Below are 16,940 nucleotides of genomic sequence, written 5' to 3' on the forward strand. Positions count from 1 at the left end.
GATTTTGATGCAAGTGTCCGTTAGGACTGTTTCACTCATGAATATCTGGTTCTTACTTATTTGTAAGGCTCTTCCATTCAAAAGTTCAACTATTGCCAACCGAAGTTGGTCTTTATGTTGATGCTTTCGTCTGCAAGTGCCCACACAGATTACTTGGCTTGATAAATTGTTAAAGAGCGTTGCTTCTGTCCGAAGCGAGGTGCGCATTCTACACACCTATTTTTGTTTGTCTACCTTTATTTGAAAGTTTTTTGAAACCTTGCTCTCAACTCTCTTTTGGTGACCTCTTCTCTCGAAGTGGTGCGCATTCTAGCTACTTTTTTAAAAGGGTCAAGCCCTTTTTTAAAAAAATACGCTTTTATCCATAATATTTTGCTCAACAGCCAGTTACGGGCTAGGATAGAGGTGTAATTTTGTACACTTACTCTTTATCTTCTTTAATCAAAGGAATCGTTCATGCAACAAGCAAGTAGCGCTCTTCATATTATTATAGCTGCTCTTTTAGCCGCAGCCGCGACTGTTATTACTGGGTTTATTCTTGGCTCTTGGGAAAACGCTGTTCTTACAGCTGTGGCATTAAGCACTTTCCTCGGCGGTTTATTAACCCCTTACATTTCATCGGCGCTTAGTAGTAATGGCTCAAGTGCAAAACCCAAAGCAACGTCTTCCACAACACAAGCAAGCACTTCCGCTTCAGGTGAATTACGCACACTCTATGTTGGCAATCTGCCATTCAAAACCGACGAAGAATCCGTCAGTGCCCTTTTCTCTCAATATGGTGCAGTCAATGCCGTTCGCTTAGTAAAAGACAGACGGACTGGCCGAAAGAAAGGATATGGCTTCGTTGAAATGGACGCTCATGCTGTCGACGCAGCATTAGCAGCCTTAAATGATAGCGAGTTCGAAGGCCGTACTATAAAAGTACGCACCGCGCACTCTGATACCGAGTCATAGTATTTCACTGCTTCACCCAAACAGCCCGAGCAAACTTGCTCGGGCTTTTTTATTTGCAAACCGCATTTCCACGTCGTTCGCTTGTGACTTTTAAACCTGAACGCTGTAATATCCACTGCTCATTTCTCCTGTGCAAGCAAGGTTACACACTATGCCGCGTACTCAAGCAGACTATCAGCAGCAACTCTCGGAAAAAGAGTTACGGTTAAATCAACAATTTTCTCTTTTTGCTCATGAGCAGTCGTTACCTGAATTACAGGTTTTCACTTCGGCCCCGACACACTACCGTATGCGTGCAGAGTTTCGGGTTTGGCATGAAGGGGACGACCTGTTCTACATTATGTTCGAGCCAGGAACCCGTAATAAATACCGCGTAGAAACTTTCCCTGTGGCTTGCGAGCTCATTAATACTCTCATGCCTGAGGTTTTGAACTATGTAAAAAGCAAACCTGAGTTACGCCACCGGCTTTTCCAAATAGACTATCTCGCTACACAGACGGGCCAAGCGGCTATTTCTCTTTTATATCATCGCCAACTAGACGACCAATGGATAAACGCTGCAGAAGAAATGCGTGCCCACCTGCAAAGCTTTGGGCAAATAGAACTTATTGGCCGTGCGCGCAAGCAAAAACTCCTTGTGCACAATGACCGTGTTATCGAAACGTTACAAGTAAACGGCAAAGCCTTTCAGTTTGAGCAAATTGAAAATAGTTTCACTCAACCAAATGCCCAGGTGAATGAAAAAATGCTGGAGTGGGCGCTCTCTGTTACCCAAGGAAGTTGTGGTGATTTACTCGAATTATACTGTGGTAACGGTAACTTCAGCTTGCCTCTGGCACAGAGCTTTCAACGGGTGCTAGGTACTGAAATATCGCGAACCTCCGTTATGAGTGCGCAAACAAATATTGCGTTAAACAGTATTGATAATGTGCTCATTGCTCGGATGTCAGCTGAAGAAGTTTCAGCGGCTATGAAGGGGGAGTTTGCGTCACGTCGCGTGGATGAACTAAAGCTAGAAGACTATGACTTTAAAACCGTGCTGGTTGATCCACCAAGAGCAGGGTTAGATGACGCGACCTTAGGTATGGTGCAGGCTTACGACAATATATTGTATATCTCCTGTAACCCTGACACTTTAATTGAGAACTTAAAACAGCTATGCAAAACCCACCGCATTGTGCACCGTGCGTTGTTCGATCAGTTTCCCTTCACCCACCACACGGAAGCCGGGGTTTACTTAACCAAGCGCTAACGGCCGGTGACTACGAGACAACTGCTTCGGTTGTCTCGTGAGCTTCTACAGCGACACTTTCTTCTTCAACTTGCTCGCACGGCACTTTATTGTGCTTACGGCATAGGTATAAGTTTAATGTATGCGCAGTGATCAGAAGTAAGGCACCCACAATAATGGCCAGCTGTTCCCACGGGGCCGACATTTCATGTTTGAAGAAGAACAAAACGCCCGCCGCAATAAGAGCGACTAACGGTGCAAAGCTGGAGTGATGGCGCATACCCAATACCACTGCAATACCACCTACAGTGAAGCTAATTGCAAGCACCACAAGTTCGACCCACAGCATACCGAAAAATGACAAGCCCATCAGTGCCATCGTTGGCAATACCACGGGCAGCATTAAACAATGCAAGGCGCAGAGTATGGCGATGGTAATACCGGCTTTATCGAATGATTTGTGTTGCATGGCTGAGGTGCCTCCAAGTTGAGTTGTTATAGTATAACATACCGACTCGGCGGAGATAAATATTTTTATGCAAGTAAACTTGGAAAAGTCACAACTTCTTTTATATTTTTCACACCTAGCTTAATCATGAGCAAGCGGTCAACACCTACAGCAACACCTGAACAATCTGGTAAACCATGTGCTAACGCGGCGAGTAAGCGCTCATCAACTGGCACTTCCTCAAGCCCTGCCTGCCGACGTTTTTGGTTATCTTCTATAAACCGCTGCCGCTGCTCCATGGCATCCGTTAACTCCCAAAAGCCATTGGCAAGCTCTAAGCCTTGGTAAAATGCTTCAAATCTGTGTGCTACGCGAGGGTCATTTTCGTTTTTTCGCGCTAATACCGCTTGGCTCGATGGAAAATGATAGACAAAGGTCAAGGTGTCTTGCGGAAAATGCGGCTCCACAATAAGGCTCATGGCTAAATTCAACAAGCCGTCCTTGTCTTCTGCAACAACATCGCAGTCAATGCCCTTCGCGCGTATGGCTTCGGCTATTTCTTGGCGAGAAGCAACCAAAGGGTCAACGGCTAAAGCCTCAATGAACGCTTGCTGGTAGCTGATACGGCGCACCGGCATAGTGCCAAGTAATAACTTAAATAGCTCTTCAACTTCAGACATCAGTGCCTGGTCGTCAAAGCCAAGCCGATACCACTCCAGCATACTAAATTCAAAGTTATGCCGGAGGCTCAGTTCTTCGTCGCGCACAACTTTGCTTATTTGAAAGCAGTCTCCTATGCCCGCTGCTAACAGCCGCTTCATTGGATATTCAGGAGACGTTTGTAAGTAATAGGGAGTGCGGTCAGGCAAGCCTTGCCCTTGCAGATACGTCACTGCATTCACTAAATGCAGATCTGTCACACCGGTACGGCATAATAAAGGCGTTTCAACTTCGAGCACGTCTTGCTCATTAAAAAACGCCCGGATCTGACGTTGTATATCAGCCCGGGCTTTGATCGCCTGACGCGACGCTGTAGGTCGCCAATCAAGAGTATGCATAGATACTATTTTTGCGCGCGTGAAACGTACTCACCGCTACGGGTGTCGACACGCACCACTTCACCTGTTTGCACAAATAAAGGAACGCGCACTACAGCACCAGTAGACAAGGTTGCAGGCTTACCACCTGTTCCTGCCGTGTCACCTTTTAAGCCTGGGTCGGTATCGACAATTTCAAGTTCAACAAAATTTGGAGGTGTTACACTAATAGGCTTACCATTCCAAAGCACCAGGGTACAGGCGCCTTGTTCTACTAACCACTTAACATTTTCACCCACAGCTACTTCGTCTGCTGCAACTTGCTCAAAGGTTTCATTGTTCATGAAGTGCCAGAATTCACCGTCGTTGTAGAGGTAATCTAGCTCAATCTCAACCACGTCTGCAGCTTCAACACTGTCACCTGACTTGAAGGTTTTCTCAATGACACGACCACTGATTAACTTACGTACCTTCACACGGTTAAAAGCTTGGCCTTTGCCCGGCTTAACCATTTCGTTCTCAACGATAGAGCATGGCTCACCGTCAAGCATAATTTTCAAACCACCTTTAAATTCATTCGTACTATACGTTGCCATGATTCCCTCTTCAGTCCAAACCGGCAAAAAGTCGCACTGATAATAAACCAAAATGGCACAAATTTCAGGTAAAATAACAGGCTCACGTTTAGAGGGTATAAAATAGAGTGTCGAATCAGGTTCAATTTACGTTTTATGAAGACTGGCAACGAGAACTTAGCCAAAGCTTTACCTCCCCTGAAGCCTTGGGTAAGGCATTGAATTTAGACAGCAACTGGATTGAGCTACACAGTCAAGCGCGCCAGCTGTTTCCAATGCGCGTCCCCCGTCCTTTCGTGGCCCTCATGGAGCCAGGTAACCCCAAAGACCCTTTACTTTTACAAGTATTGCCCCTACAAAACGAGTTTGAGCCCGCAGCAGGCTTTACCCAAGACCCGCTAGAAGAACAGTCGCTTTCGGGCCCAACAGGATTACTGCATAAGTATAAAAGCCGTGTACTTATTGTATTACGTGGTGGCTGCGCAGTGAATTGCCGCTATTGTTTTCGCCGCCACTTCCCGTACCACGAGCACCATGTGTCGCGCCGTGAACTGGACGAGATAGACGCATACCTAGCACAGCATACCGAAATTAATGAGGTTATTTTGAGTGGTGGCGACCCGCTTATGGCGCGCGATCAGCATTTAGCTGAAGTTATTCAGCGCATGGAAGCCCACCCACACCTCAGCCGCATTCGAATTCACACGCGACTGCCCGTCGTAATACCTCAGCGTCTGACCCAACAGCTAGCTACTTTATTAAGCGACTCTCGTTTAGACGCGGCCATTGTCTTGCACATCAACCATCATCAAGAAATAAGTACAACGTTGAAGGAACGGTTAAGTCTATATCGAGCCCAAGGTATTTGGCTGTTTAACCAAAGCGTACTATTACGCGACGTCAATGACTCGGTGGCAAGCTTAACCACATTAAGTGAACATCTATTCAGTGCTGGCGTTCTCCCCTACTACATTCACCAACTTGACCGTGTAGCAGGCGCAGCACACTTTGAAGTGCCAGAAGAAGAAGCTCGCTTCATCATGCAGGGGTTATTGGAAGAATTGCCGGGCTTTTTAGTACCGAAGTGGGTGCGAGAGGTAGGTGGCGAGCGAAGCAAAACTCCGCTCGCTTTATTCCATGAAACCTAACGTACTGCGTTTAACCTGCGTCAAGAAAGGTTTCTTTAAACCAGCGGTTGAGCATTTTTATTTCTGAACCTATGGTTTCTTCGTCACGCTTGCTTACCTTAGGGAAGTTTGAAATACCTTCCGTACGAATGGCGCGGCCGGTTATTTCCACATCTGCAGCTTCAGCTAACACTGTACCCTCTTTATCTTTCAGCGTGTAACTTAAGGTCATGCTGGGAAAGTCATTGGGAAATTGAGAGCGCGTAAAGGCAGAACGATTTCCAGGACCTGCGTCCGCTTGCTGCACTCCCGCCATATCATAGTCTGTCACTACAATATGGAGCTGCTCACCCTGCTTGAAGTGCATTGTCGCTAGCTTATTCAGGTGTCGCGCCAAACGCTCCAAGCGAATATTTAACGACGCATTATCCGGGTCTAAATGGTTTACCTTTGCATCAGTATACTCGCTCGGGTTTTTCCATTCGACCGTGACAGGCTCGGCAGCGAGCCCCGCGTGAGCCCAAAAAAGTGCGCATAAAAGTAGTATATAGCGTTTCATTGTTGCCCCCTTACTAGGTTTTGTGTGGAGTTAGCACCTTTGCTTAGTAAGTCTTTCGTAGCACGTTACTAAGCAAGGCGCTTACCAACACGAACTGACCTAAGTAAATTAAGCCGTTGTATTGATATTCGTTCCAATAGAAGCTCCGGGTGTGGAGCTCGATTTAGGCCCGCTCTGTGCAGCCGACTCAAGCAACTGTAAGGTTGCTGCGCCTTCTGACTTCTGTTGGTTCTTTGCAAGCTGCAATGAAACCAACTCCAAGCTTTGTGAGCCCGTTGGTGTAATTTCCATTGGTTCTCCTTTCTACAACATCTACGTTTGGGAGCATGCGGTAATCACCGATTTGTGTTTACCGCATACCTTGTAACGGCAGTGTCGCCAATTACTTAACGTAATTTTCAAAACGGAAGCGGAACCAACGCTCAATCATCGCTTTTTCATAGTCCAGCAGGTCATGCTGCGGGCGGGCCTGGCGGGCGATACGGCCTTGCCCTGGTAACTCCCGACCACGCAAACGTTCCTCGCCAGCTTCCACCTGCACACCTTTCTCGTTCAATAACTGATAGCTGAACTCAATACGTGGGAAGTCATTACTTTTCACCACCCGTAACATCTGCATTCTGCCTAAGTCCGTATTGAAAATAACTTCACCCGCTAAATCTAAGTCCGTTACCTTCAGCTTTAAGGTATAACCTTCTGGTAAACGGTCTGTGATATAGTCGAAGTACATTTCGAACTCTTCGAAAATACGCTTTTCAAATCGGCTTTGTATTTCTTCACCCGCACGAACATCGCGATATTTTTCGGGTTCATGCCAGGAGACCTCGGCAGTTCCAGCCCACGCAGTAACCGAAACGAAACTTAACAGTACTAACATTCCATACATTTTCATCATCATTCCTCGCCTTCTGTGAGCCTACATTGAAAGCATACATACACCTTCGCCGATTTACCGTCAGAATGCTTTTTACTTTGTAAAAGTTTGTCAAAAAAAAGGGAGATGCCGCAGCATCTCCCTTTCATTTTATAAACTAGGCTTAGCTTATATGATGAAGCAAGGCTTACATCATGCCGCCCATAACAAATCATAACCGCATGATATTGCAGTTATTTATTCTTTTTCATACACTTAATGCAAACATTCCTGTCAACAAAACTGTCAACATTAAGTAGTCATGAGCAAGAAAAAATCGATTATTGACCGCAACCTGAACAAGCGTGGCAACGTCTATTGGTACTCTCGAAGAATCCCTAAAGAATTACATGATGTTCTTGGCAAAAAGCGTGAAGACATATCCCTGAAAACTAGCGACCTCCAACTAGCACGAATACTCAGAGATGAAAAAGATGCGGAAATATCTCGCCTGTTATACCACAAGACTGCACTTCGTAGAGCCAAGCTAGAGCAGGCGCTAGGTGACTTTAGACTTTACCAAATGAAGTCAGTGGATTCCGGCTCAGTGTTTATCGATTTTCCACTATCATCAGCAGATCTGAGAGCAATGGGGCATGAAGTAGAAGCAGATGCTCTTAGTATTCTAGAAGGCTCAAAAGAAACGAAAGAGAAGTATAGCTTGAGCTTAGGTGAGGCCGTTTCACTCACTAAGCAGCGCAAGCAAGGTAGCATTACAGATGAGTCATTACATCGCTATGACAAAGCAGCGGAAAAGTTTGCGGAGTTTATGCGAGAAGATGTTCATTCGCTTCCACTAAAATCAATAGACCGAGTGACTGCACATAAATTTGTGCGTTTCCTAGAAACCTCAAGCTATAAGCGAGCAACTATTCAAGGCTTACTCAACCGTCTCAAGGTTGTATGGCAGCAATCAGCTAACTTAGGTCATGTCGGGCATGAAAACCCGTTCGATAATCAAGACATAATTGTCGCGGACACTCGTGAGGACAACAAAACACAATTGTTTAGTGATGCCGAGCTTGAGCAAATTATCGATTTGGTCAACCAGCAATCCCGAGACTTTAAGCTCATTATCAAAATTCTAGCGTTTACAGGCGCTCGCCCTGCGGAAATCTGTAACCTGTCCGTAGATGCGTTTAGGGAGCATGAGGGAGTAAAGGTGCTAGTTATTAAACAGGGGAAAACGCTCGCAGCATCAAGGTTTATTCCGCTCACCGAAGAATTGATTAATGACATCGAAAGTCACTGCAACCTGCGTGTGGCAGATGCCCCGCTCTTTGATTTGGATGCTAAAGAAGTTGGTCGCATATTTTCAAGATTGAAATCTAAGGTAATTTCTAGTGACGAGCGAAAAGTAATGTATAGCTTACGGGTTCACTTTGCCACCGCAGCTCAGCGTGCTGGCGTGAGAGAAGATATAGCTGCTCAAATAGTCGGGCACTCGAATGCCAAAACGTTAACTTTTGGGTACTACTCGAAAGGACATGAAGCTCCCGTATTAAAGCAAAATTACGATAAGATAGCCCTATACATTAGGGAGCGTTGGAAAATGCACATCCGCATCTAACAAGATAAAAATAGCCAAGTTAATGTCGGTAACTGCGACTTTCGATGGTAACATCGTAATCGATTTCGGAATTTTACTTTTCTCTCTCTTTTAAGATTGACTCAAGTCGTCGAACGACTAAAGTGCAAACATAGTCAGGGGGAGTTTTTTCTCCCATGAGCCAGCTCTGTAAAGTTCGATGGGGAACACCGTACAGCAGCTCACATAGCTCTCTCTGGCTTACATTAAGCTTAGCTTTATAGCTTTTAATTTGCTCACAAAAATTCATCTACCCGCCTTGACATTGCGCACTGAGTGCGTAATATGTGGTGGTATAGTTAACGAACAACGAGACAACCATGAACAAACCAATCCTATTCTCTTTCTTTTCCGGCTCAGGTTTTCTTGACCTTGGTTTCGAATTAAACGGCTTCGATGTCCAGTTCGTTAACGAGTACCATGTTCCATTTCTCAAAGCTTATCAATATAGCAGAAGCAGGCTAGGCATTTCGACTCCTAAGTTTGGGGTGGACAGCTCTGACATAGACCATTTGGTTTATGGTGAAGGTCGAGCTTTGTTATCTCAAAAAGTGAGTAAGGCTAAAGAGAGTGGCTCGCCTGTCGGATTTATTGGAGGGCCACCTTGTCCTGACTTTTCGGTCGGAGGTAAAAACCGTGGGCACGAGGGCGAGAATGGTCGTTTAACTCGTACCTATGTCGATGGCATCATCAAGTACGCTCCTGATTTTTTCATCTTTGAAAACGTTAAAGGTCTATGGAGGACAAAACGACATCGTGAGTTTTATGAGCAGATGAAGGCTAATCTAGTTGAAGCTGGATATGAGCTTGCGGATCGGCTCACTAACTCTATCGAGTACGGCGTTCCCCAAGACCGAGACCGCATCATTCTATTCGGAGTCAAAAAAGCATCGCTGTCATCAAAGTTAAGCAAACCATTACTCGATGCTCTCGGTTGGGAGTCATACGTTAAGTATGACCGAGACCGCATATTAGGTAGTGAAGCTTGGCCGACCACAAGTGCATACAGAGAAGACAGTAAGCTCCCTTTACCCAAGAGTGTCCAGGGTTTAGAGCAATTAACAGTCGAGTATTGGTTCAATAAAAATAATGTCTCCAAACATCCGAACTCGTGTCATCATTTTGTGCCGAGAGCAGCGTTAAGTCGTTTTCAAACCATTGACGAAGGTGATGTCGGTAAAAAGTCGTTTAAAAGGCTACACCGTTGGCGTTATTCACCAACAGCGGCATATGGAAACAATGAGGTACACATACACCCATATAAGAGCCGACGAATCTCAGCGGCAGAAGCTCTAGCGATTCAGTCTCTACCGAAAGAGTTTGAGCTTCCCGCTGATATGTCACTGAGTAATATGTTCAAAACCATTGGTAATGGCGTGCCTTATCTGTTGAGTGAAGGCATTGCTCAAATGGTGTCCGTTTTTATCGGTCGTTATTTATCTCAAGAATTACCTCAAGAGCATCGTGAAGCTGCTCAACAGAGTCAATAACAAAAACATCATCTACCGCTGCTTGCGGCTTACTCGATACGTTAGTAATTGAGTGGGTCGCAACTGTTTTTAGAGCCTCTCTATCAGAATTATTTACCTTTGTTGCCGCAGCGTAGTACTTGAGTGCTTTAGGGTCAATTATCCAGCTACGGGTTTGAAGGTGAACATGAATGGCTTTCATTAATGAGCCTTCATGCGGAATTTGAAGTCGCCTATCGGGTCTGAAAGTCGTCTTGACTGAAAAATAGCCCCGTATATCGTCAAATGAACACTGCCCAATAAAATCCTGATACGCCGTATCGAGTAGGTCTAGGTCATCAACGGTAAGGCGTCCAAATGGGATGTGAAACCTATGTGGAAGCTCGATATTACTTGTATCTATAATCACAAAATCTGGGTTAGAAGTGATTAATTCAACATCAGATGATTCTGATACTTTTTGTCTAAGATCTGCTATTTGGTCTGAGAACTTATCCTGATATAGCTTAGAAACATCGAATCTTTTTTTGTTCGGTAAGTTCAGAATTAGAAGAGGAGATTGCTTCTTTATCCGGTAGTTCCATGCGTTTGCGCCAATAATCCATTCATACCAGTCGCCTCGAGCATTGTTGAGAGCGCCTCGCTCTAATCCAGCATTCATTGCTACCGAATCAATTTGAGTAAACGCATCCATTATTTTGAGATCTGGTGCGTGATAGACATCGGAGAAAAAGTTTACAAAGGTTTCGGCCTTCTTTAGCTCAAGACCGCCATCTGTTTTTTGCCCGATGGCCGCCTGTCGTTTCGATAAATCTATGTTCATTCAGAGTTCTCTTTTTTCAATCCTTAAGATTGTCAGTCCATATATCAAGTAGAAGGGCATTTAAAATGTACGTCTTTCTTATCACCACAATCTAACTTATGAAAAACAACTATTCAGAAATATTTTGAACGTCACTTGTATCGTCGATATTAACAGCCTTGTTTTAAGACGTACTCGGACTATTTTGCCACAAAAATCTGAGAGGGTATTTTACAATCAGTAAAAGGCCATCCCCCCCCTTGGTAGGGGGCTAAGTTCTAGCGTAATTGGCACTAAGCGTTGGTCTATTGAGTTCTCCACTCACCAGTTCTGGCGTTCCGCTCTATCTGTTTAATAACCTTGTCTTTAATCTCAGTATCGGAAAGGACTCTATGCGTGTAGCTAGTTCTTTTGGTCGGCTTCAAGTTTTGAGGCCATGTCCAATTGCATGAATCGTTATCGCACACGTAATTTGCTTCCGCATCAGGATAATATCCGTTTAAATCATCTAGCTTCATTTGGCACGACGGGCAATATGCAAATAGGTCATTGATGCTTACACAGTATTCAAGGTCATGTCTGTAACTTGTAGTCCATTTCCATTTCCAAGTTAAACCGTATATCGAGTCTTCAAAGTAGGTGGTGTATGACGGATACTCAACCTTTGAATTTACAGTGCGTAGCTTGTCTCTAATGAAAAAGACTAATATGGTAATTAAGGCAATAACCACGATAGCCCATATTGGCAGCTCGAATGTAAAAGCATATCTCAACCATGAAACCACCTCCCTTACCCCTACACTGTATGAAGTGAGGAAAAATGACACGAATAAGATGAAAAGAGGATGCTTCAAGATTTTTTTTAATACCAGCACAATTTATTTCCCTTCATATTTTCCTCAACTATTGAATAGGCTTGCAGAAAGCATTATCCGAACATTTTGTATGCTGTGGCTTATCCAGTAAACAATACAACAACATAAGCCGGATTGACACAAATAGGTATAGAGTAGCGATACACTCGTATGAGACACAAAAAGTGTATCAATAGAGTTGATTTTTATATTTTGAGGCGGTATAACTTTAGCAGTCTAGACTTAAATGAGACAGTTGAGGTTATACAGACATGCAAAACATTGGTTACATCCGAGTATCAACAGTTGACCAAAAGACCGACCGCCAGCTTGACGGTATCCAATTAGACCGAGTGTTCACTGATAAATGCTCAGGCTCTACTACCGAGCGTCCACAACTAGAACAGCTAAAGGCGCATGTCCGAGAGGGTGACATCGTTCATGTGCATAGCATTGACCGAATGGCTCGTAACCTAGAGGACTTACTCGATTTAATCAGGTTCTTTGATGACAAGGGTGTTCAGGTTCAATTCAAGAAAGAGAACATGACGTTTGGTGGTGCTGAGAGTAATCCCATGCAGAAGCTCATTCTGTCAGTCATGGGATCTGTCGCTGAGTTTGAGCGAGCGATTATCTTAGAGCGCCAGCGAGAGGGCATAGAGAAAGCTAAACAGCGTGGCGTTTACAAAGGGCGTAAGAAGTCGGTCGATAGAGACAAGGTGCTTGAGCTTCACCAGCAAGGCATTAAGAAAATGCAGATAGCCAAGAAGTTAGGCATAGGTCGAGCGACGGTCTATCGGATACTTGAAGAGCAGGCTGAGGGCTAGTTAATTAGGCTGGTATGCGAACTGAATTTGACAAGTGCCGCTCTATAAACTTCTTTATATATGCTACATCCAGCATTTATCCATAATGCGACCCTAACGAGCAAGGGGGTTACATTTGGGTAATCTCCGAGCGCTCGGCTTTTACCGAGAATTAGCGAGGAACTGTCGATGGCAAAAACCAAAGATGGTAAAAAGAAAGTTTACGTCGCTGAGCATGTGCGGATTATTAACGGCAAGAAAGTTAAAATTCCGGCTCATTACCGCTCAACAAATGACTAAACTTTGATGAGATGCTGGGTGTAGCACTATTATAGGTTCAATGAAGTCAGAGAACAGCATCTGATATTTTTGGTTTAAAATTTCTGAGTCAACATGGTTGATTTAATATTTGCACGAGCATTAAAGCCATTGGTCTTAAAAGAATTAGATGTCTACTCCGATAATGGAGCTACAATAGACGTCGCCAAGGCTTCAATCGCTTCCTTTTTTGTTTGCTCGGGGGTTACCCACCACATAAGCCCGCCAACAACTACTGCCACAAACAGACTCGCAGCAAGGCTGGATAATCCGCTCAAAAACCAATTCAAAGCTTTTTCTCTGAATTTGGGATTTTTATAAGTTCGGGCTGCCGCCACAAGCTTTTTGGCCTCGGCATCGAGCGCTTTTTTGGCGGCAGACTCCAATTTCTGCTTTCGCTCAAGCCACTCTCTTTCTTGTTGCTCATGTTTCCGATTAAACTTGTCGCTTATTTCACGCTCGATTTTATCCGTTATACCTACTAAGAATCGTGTCGCGGACTCCACATAGGTGTTTAATATCTCTTGGCTTTTCACCGCATTATCATGGTGGGCTTGAACACGAGTGCGTATTTCTTCCTCAGAGGCACCCTCTTCTCTAAGCTTGACTGCAATTTCGTGCTTAGCTTTTTTGTAAAACGAATAAGCGATAAAACCTACGGGGTCATTGTCTCCTTTTACCAAGCACTCGAAGACCCAATTTTTATTTTTATTATCGACCATAATCGAGTCTCGTATTTATATTCCATTATTTTATTGAGCTGACAACGGGAAGGTTACGCTTTGTTATAGGCCGATAAAAACAAATCACCCCAACGGCTATTTAGCTGTTTACGACTTTTTTTCTTATGAGCCGCAACAGATTTCTTATCAGCTAATTCGGAGATAACAACTTTTTCAAGTGCCTTCTCGATTAACTTTCGCTTTTCCGAGTCAGTTAAACTACGGTATGGCCTAATTCTATTTCTCATATTCCCCCTCCCGCGCATTCGTAATTTTAGGCGAAAATCTAACCTGATTCAAACTTTTAAACCAACCACCAAATTTGAGTGGAATGCTCATACAACTTTCCCACCCCTATGGGGAGGCTAAGCCCCTGTTTTAGCGCTTTCCAGCAAATCCCACCCCTATGATAAAGCCGCCGTAGTTGTGGTGGTTTTGTCGATACGTTGTCGGTGGCTAGTGATTCTCTGGTCATTGGCTTGGTAGATAATTACTCAATAACAATCACAGTACGAGTGAGCTAACGGTTGTCTGTTAGTTACCAGTTACCTTGTCTTAGATTGATTAATTAACCATCAAACTAAGTGATTTCAACTGGTCTATAAACAGATGACGAGCCTTGTCTCAGTAACCATCAACCATCTACTAGCCAAGCATTGACCAAGCACTAGACCTCACTGATTTCATCGTATTGTCCTTTATCATTTATTCATTAACCAAGCAGACGCTGGGGGTGACTTAGCTATCTTAGAGACGACCTTAAGTCATTAGGGTATGGTTTAGAAAACCTTGAGCCTACCTAGCGTCCTCTTATGGAGGGCTCCATGATTCATCAGTCAATTACACGTTCAAAACGTAACTACGAATGGTCAAAGACACTATGTGAACACTATGATTTCTCTGGTTCAGTGCGAGATGTATCTCTAGACACCAGCTCAGGGTTGTCAGGTAGTGCAATAGATGACCTGTTTAGTGAGTGGTATCCAAGCATTAGCAACAGAGCTAAGCGTGGTACAAAGCAGGCCTTTCAGTCAGCCTTATTGAACATCGCTAATGCGCTGAGTGAAACCGACAGATACCAAGAGCCTACTGGATTTCTCTGCTCTACGCTGAACAAGTACAAGCGAGAGATTAAGCGGTACAAAGACAACGATTTTAGCCGTGTACTCTTTGCATCGGTACTGAGAGATCTGGCCAATAGAGGCTTCTTAGATCTTTACCGAGGGTTTAAGGGCGAGAACCATACGAAAGGACTGCTCTCCCTTTGGTTGCCAACAGATAGCGCTAGAGAGCTTCTCAGTGAGCTTAGCGCCAGCTCTGAGGTGATACCATTTCACGATAGCATTGAGCCGATTGTGCTTAAAAGTGACAAGGGTGAACTCATCGACTACCAAGACAACGATGAGTCACGCTTAATGCGCTCAGAGCTAGAGCTATTGAATGAACTGAGAGAGTCAGTAACGTGGTCTTATCGTCCTGCTGAACGCATTCATAGCGACACTGGTAAAGCGTTTCTAAGTGACCAATATGTGACGCTAGGCTCTCGTAATGTCCGCTTCAAACGCTCATTCAAGGGTTCATTCAGTATCGGTGGTCGGTACTACGGGAATGCTCAGTGTCTAAGCAAGGCTGAACGCTCCACTATCATCATCAATGGTGAGCCAACGACTGAGCAAGACATCAAGAGTATGCATGTTCGTATGCTCTACAACTATCTGGGGAAACCAGCGCCAGCTGATGGTTATGACATTGACGGATATGACCGAGAGACCGCTAAGAAAGTGGCTCTGATTGCGCTTAATGCTGACTCTGAGAAGTCCGCTGCTGGCGCTATTCGTCAGAGTTTAGGGTTTACCTCAGATGAAGCAAAGCAAGCCATAGAGAGCTTTAGGCAAGCCCACAAGCCAATCGCTCAGTTCTTGTATTCGTCGAGTTGGAAGCAACTGCAATACCTAGATAGTGAGTTAGCGAGAGGGATACAGCTAAAAGCCGCTGAACAGGGGATTCCAGTGATACCCATTCACGATAGCTTTCTAGCTGGTGCGGGCAAGGCTGATACATTGACTGAGATAATTCATAGCGAGTATGAGAAAAGATTTGGGTATCCGCCCGTGATTACCATGTAAACCCCATCGATAATTCTCATCTGGTGCGCTGGTTTCTGAGCCTGTGCACCGGATGCGCCGAACCAAGATTTATTCTTATCTTGAACTTTTAGCTATCGACCTGTTTGCGTCTTGCGTCAAGCATTTTAATTGCTCTACTGTCCGAAAAATAAACAATTGATGCATATACAAAAACAAAAAGCTGTAATCCCCCAAGCCAATAGCTCGGCTTTATTAACATAATCAGATAGATTGAACTTGATATAACAACGCCAAAAATTCTCTTTGCAACATGGTATTCGGCGTAATCATGATTTACTTTCACTTGCGCTTTCGAGGTGGTATTTGACATTCGAGCCGCGAGTTGTCCAAGTACTAGTGTAGATGCTAACGACCAATCTGGCGCTAGGATAAGCTGAGATAGACTTTCATTCACAAAAGTCTTTACCAAGACGAGCAAAGTCAGTGGCAAAAGAACGAAGACGTACCCCGTTTTTAAGCCCCACTCAAACCCGATATTGATTTTAGAATTCATCGAATCCGCCCTGATTCAGTTTATGTCGCACAATCTCATATACATGTACTATTTTGGCGTTTTTAATATCTGAAAATATCCCATCTCCGCCATCACAATATTCCATCTCAACTAAAGCGACCATTACATCTTTCGCTCCAATCCCCGAAAACTCAGAATTCTGGTACTTTTTCAACCACTCCTCGTGAACAACTTTAGCCTTAAAGACCGATTTGGTTTTGTTGTCTCTAAATGTCCATACGGAATCGCCTTCATTGACTGCGATTTTGACGGTTAGATACATTTTCTGCCTTACAAAATGACCTTCGGCAAGGAACATCTCCTTTACGTTTGCGTTAAATCGCCAGTCAGTATTTAGGCGAAGCGTTTTATCTGATGCATCCCGATTAATAAACTCAACCGACTCAGACTCAACTACTCTTTCATTAACACTTGAGAGTTCGGCCAATACCTCAGCGAACGCCTCTCGAGAAATTACTGGATAATGACCATCCACGAAACCAACCGCAGCATCGTTTAACTCTTTTTCTGCTTCTTCGACTAGTTTTTCCACCTGCTCCCTGTTGGAGATATTCTCTACAAGATTTGCAAATGTCCTATCAGAGGATTTTCTGACTGCATCAACCACATAGCTTTGCGCACCCTTAGCCTTTGCGGCGATTTGCCCGATGAGCGAGCCAACCTTGACCTTTTCCAATTCATAAATTAATTCTTCGCTTTCTCCAAGTGCTGCGCTTAATACATTTCCTAGCTTTGTATAAACTCTAATGTAACCAGCCATAACCTCGAATACTTCCGCTGGACTTTGATGCCCAGAGCTAAAGTTGTATTTGATGTCGATTCCCTGAGCCATGCGCCGCCTCCCTATAAGGTCAATAAGCTAGAGTTATTACCACC

The 16,940-nt window shown here is 44.3% G+C and carries 18 protein-coding genes; 7 read left to right on the forward strand and 11 right to left on the reverse strand.

Annotation, left to right across the window (positions count from 1 at the left end; all coding sequences use genetic code 11):
- The first annotated feature begins 456 nt into the window (after positions 1 to 456).
- Both CWE15_RS10155 and trmA read left to right on the forward strand, forming a co-directional pair.
- Entirely contained in the window at positions 457 to 954 is a 498-nt protein-coding gene (locus tag CWE15_RS10155; protein ID WP_126757979.1) for an RNA recognition motif domain-containing protein, read from the forward strand.
- A 151-nt stretch (positions 955 to 1,105) separates the two neighbouring features.
- Positions 1,106 to 2,206, forward strand: coding sequence for a tRNA (uridine(54)-C5)-methyltransferase TrmA (gene trmA, locus CWE15_RS10160; protein ID WP_126757980.1), 1,101 nt, complete (start codon positions 1,106 to 1,108; stop codon positions 2,204 to 2,206).
- A gap of 10 nt (positions 2,207 to 2,216) precedes the next feature.
- Here the strand turns inward: trmA and CWE15_RS10165 are convergent, their stop codons facing one another.
- The 3 genes from CWE15_RS10165 to efp all read right to left on the reverse strand — a co-directional run bounded on the left by CWE15_RS10165 (position 2,217) and on the right by efp (position 4,266).
- Positions 2,217 to 2,654 (reverse strand): MerC domain-containing protein, encoded by a 438-nt coding sequence (locus tag CWE15_RS10165; RefSeq protein ID WP_126757981.1) that lies wholly within the window; start codon positions 2,652 to 2,654, stop codon positions 2,217 to 2,219.
- 65 nt (positions 2,655 to 2,719) lie between these two features.
- Positions 2,720 to 3,691: an EF-P lysine aminoacylase EpmA gene (epmA, locus tag CWE15_RS10170; protein WP_126757982.1), complete on the reverse strand. Its 972-nt coding sequence runs from the start codon at positions 3,689 to 3,691 to the stop codon at positions 2,720 to 2,722.
- Between the two features lie 5 nt (positions 3,692 to 3,696).
- On the reverse strand, positions 3,697 to 4,266 hold the full coding sequence (gene efp, locus CWE15_RS10175; protein ID WP_126757983.1) for an elongation factor P: 570 nt from the start codon (positions 4,264 to 4,266) through the stop codon (positions 3,697 to 3,699).
- Positions 4,267 to 4,373: 107 nt separating this feature from the next.
- Here efp and epmB point away from each other — a divergent pair, with 107 nt between their 5' ends.
- The gene (epmB, locus tag CWE15_RS10180) at positions 4,374 to 5,393 is read left to right on the forward strand and encodes an EF-P beta-lysylation protein EpmB (protein ID WP_126757984.1); all 1,020 of its coding nucleotides are present in this window, start codon (positions 4,374 to 4,376) and stop codon (positions 5,391 to 5,393) included.
- Positions 5,394 to 5,403: 10 nt separating this feature from the next.
- On the opposite strand, the gene CWE15_RS10185 is transcribed toward epmB, so the two are convergent.
- The 3 genes from CWE15_RS10185 to CWE15_RS10195 all read right to left on the reverse strand — a co-directional run bounded on the left by CWE15_RS10185 (position 5,404) and on the right by CWE15_RS10195 (position 6,829).
- Positions 5,404 to 5,931 (reverse strand): DUF3016 domain-containing protein, encoded by a 528-nt coding sequence (locus tag CWE15_RS10185; RefSeq protein ID WP_126757985.1) that lies wholly within the window; start codon positions 5,929 to 5,931, stop codon positions 5,404 to 5,406.
- 108 nt (positions 5,932 to 6,039) lie between these two features.
- Positions 6,040 to 6,222: a hypothetical protein gene (locus tag CWE15_RS10190; protein WP_126757986.1), complete on the reverse strand. Its 183-nt coding sequence runs from the start codon at positions 6,220 to 6,222 to the stop codon at positions 6,040 to 6,042.
- Positions 6,223 to 6,313: 91 nt separating this feature from the next.
- Positions 6,314 to 6,829, reverse strand: coding sequence for a DUF3016 domain-containing protein (locus CWE15_RS10195; protein WP_126757987.1), 516 nt, complete (start codon positions 6,827 to 6,829; stop codon positions 6,314 to 6,316).
- A 277-nt stretch (positions 6,830 to 7,106) separates the two neighbouring features.
- Here CWE15_RS10195 and CWE15_RS10200 point away from each other — a divergent pair, with 277 nt between their 5' ends.
- Together CWE15_RS10200 and CWE15_RS10205 are read left to right on the forward strand one after the other, a co-directional pair.
- Positions 7,107 to 8,414: a DUF6538 domain-containing protein gene (locus CWE15_RS10200; RefSeq protein WP_126757988.1), complete on the forward strand. Its 1,308-nt coding sequence runs from the start codon at positions 7,107 to 7,109 to the stop codon at positions 8,412 to 8,414.
- 338 nt (positions 8,415 to 8,752) lie between these two features.
- Entirely contained in the window at positions 8,753 to 9,922 is a 1,170-nt protein-coding gene (locus tag CWE15_RS10205) for a DNA cytosine methyltransferase (protein ID WP_126757989.1), read from the forward strand.
- On the opposite strand, the gene CWE15_RS10210 is transcribed toward CWE15_RS10205, so the two are convergent.
- On the reverse strand, positions 9,855 to 10,724 hold the full coding sequence (locus tag CWE15_RS10210; protein ID WP_126757990.1) for a Cfr10I/Bse634I family restriction endonuclease: 870 nt from the start codon (positions 10,722 to 10,724) through the stop codon (positions 9,855 to 9,857). The genes CWE15_RS10205 and CWE15_RS10210 overlap by 68 nt on opposite strands.
- Before the next feature lie 1,105 nt (positions 10,725 to 11,829).
- On the opposite strand from CWE15_RS10210, the gene CWE15_RS10215 reads away from it, so the two are divergent.
- Complete coding sequence (locus tag CWE15_RS10215) at positions 11,830 to 12,384, forward strand: recombinase family protein (RefSeq protein ID WP_126757991.1); 555 nt, start codon at positions 11,830 to 11,832, stop codon at positions 12,382 to 12,384.
- Positions 12,385 to 12,815: 431 nt separating this feature from the next.
- Here CWE15_RS10215 and CWE15_RS10220 read toward each other — a convergent pair whose 3' ends face one another.
- The gene (locus tag CWE15_RS10220; RefSeq protein WP_126757992.1) at positions 12,816 to 13,403 is read right to left on the reverse strand and encodes a hypothetical protein; all 588 of its coding nucleotides are present in this window, start codon (positions 13,401 to 13,403) and stop codon (positions 12,816 to 12,818) included.
- 53 nt (positions 13,404 to 13,456) lie between these two features.
- Complete coding sequence (locus CWE15_RS10225; RefSeq protein WP_126757993.1) at positions 13,457 to 13,651, reverse strand: hypothetical protein; 195 nt, start codon at positions 13,649 to 13,651, stop codon at positions 13,457 to 13,459.
- Positions 13,652 to 14,227: 576 nt separating this feature from the next.
- Between CWE15_RS10225 and CWE15_RS10230 the strand changes: the two genes are divergently transcribed.
- Positions 14,228 to 15,529, forward strand: a complete 1,302-nt coding sequence (locus tag CWE15_RS10230; RefSeq protein WP_126757994.1) for a hypothetical protein — start codon at positions 14,228 to 14,230, stop codon at positions 15,527 to 15,529.
- Between the two features lie 88 nt (positions 15,530 to 15,617).
- Here the strand turns inward: CWE15_RS10230 and CWE15_RS10235 are convergent, their stop codons facing one another.
- Both CWE15_RS10235 and CWE15_RS10240 read right to left on the reverse strand, forming a co-directional pair.
- Positions 15,618 to 16,043 (reverse strand): hypothetical protein, encoded by a 426-nt coding sequence (locus CWE15_RS10235; protein ID WP_126757995.1) that lies wholly within the window; start codon positions 16,041 to 16,043, stop codon positions 15,618 to 15,620.
- Positions 16,033 to 16,896 (reverse strand): hypothetical protein, encoded by an 864-nt coding sequence (locus CWE15_RS10240; RefSeq protein ID WP_126757996.1) that lies wholly within the window; start codon positions 16,894 to 16,896, stop codon positions 16,033 to 16,035. The genes CWE15_RS10235 and CWE15_RS10240 overlap by 11 nt, the downstream gene beginning before the upstream one ends.
- Positions 16,897 to 16,940 lie beyond the last annotated feature (44 nt).

It is taken from the genome of Aliidiomarina taiwanensis (assembly GCF_003987015.1).
GTDB lineage: Bacteria > Pseudomonadota > Gammaproteobacteria > Enterobacterales > Alteromonadaceae > Aliidiomarina > Aliidiomarina taiwanensis.

Bases quoted from the DNA above. Each gene is read 5' to 3' on its own strand.
- CWE15_RS10185 (WP_126757985.1), bottom strand. From the start codon at position 5,931: ATGAAACGCTATATACTACTTTTATGCGCACTTTTTTGGGCTCACGCG.
- epmA (WP_126757982.1), bottom strand. From the start codon at position 3,691: ATGCATACTCTTGATTGGCGACCTACAGCGTCGCGTCAGGCGATCAAA.
- CWE15_RS10155 (WP_126757979.1), top strand. From the start codon at position 457: ATGCAACAAGCAAGTAGCGCTCTTCATATTATTATAGCTGCTCTTTTA.
- CWE15_RS10235 (WP_126757995.1), bottom strand. From the start codon at position 16,043: ATGAATTCTAAAATCAATATCGGGTTTGAGTGGGGCTTAAAAACGGGG.
- CWE15_RS10240 (WP_126757996.1), bottom strand. From the start codon at position 16,896: ATGGCTCAGGGAATCGACATCAAATACAACTTTAGCTCTGGGCATCAA.
- CWE15_RS10165 (WP_126757981.1), bottom strand. From the start codon at position 2,654: ATGCAACACAAATCATTCGATAAAGCCGGTATTACCATCGCCATACTC.
- CWE15_RS10200 (WP_126757988.1), top strand. From the start codon at position 7,107: ATGAGCAAGAAAAAATCGATTATTGACCGCAACCTGAACAAGCGTGGC.
- CWE15_RS10205 (WP_126757989.1), top strand. From the start codon at position 8,753: ATGAACAAACCAATCCTATTCTCTTTCTTTTCCGGCTCAGGTTTTCTT.
- trmA (WP_126757980.1), top strand. From the start codon at position 1,106: ATGCCGCGTACTCAAGCAGACTATCAGCAGCAACTCTCGGAAAAAGAG.
- CWE15_RS10215 (WP_126757991.1), top strand. From the start codon at position 11,830: ATGCAAAACATTGGTTACATCCGAGTATCAACAGTTGACCAAAAGACC.
- efp (WP_126757983.1), bottom strand. From the start codon at position 4,266: ATGGCAACGTATAGTACGAATGAATTTAAAGGTGGTTTGAAAATTATG.
- CWE15_RS10225 (WP_126757993.1), bottom strand. From the start codon at position 13,651: ATGAGAAATAGAATTAGGCCATACCGTAGTTTAACTGACTCGGAAAAG.
- CWE15_RS10230 (WP_126757994.1), top strand. From the start codon at position 14,228: ATGATTCATCAGTCAATTACACGTTCAAAACGTAACTACGAATGGTCA.
- CWE15_RS10195 (WP_126757987.1), bottom strand. From the start codon at position 6,829: ATGATGATGAAAATGTATGGAATGTTAGTACTGTTAAGTTTCGTTTCG.
- CWE15_RS10210 (WP_126757990.1), bottom strand. From the start codon at position 10,724: ATGAACATAGATTTATCGAAACGACAGGCGGCCATCGGGCAAAAAACA.
- CWE15_RS10190 (WP_126757986.1), bottom strand. From the start codon at position 6,222: ATGGAAATTACACCAACGGGCTCACAAAGCTTGGAGTTGGTTTCATTG.
- CWE15_RS10220 (WP_126757992.1), bottom strand. From the start codon at position 13,403: ATGGTCGATAATAAAAATAAAAATTGGGTCTTCGAGTGCTTGGTAAAA.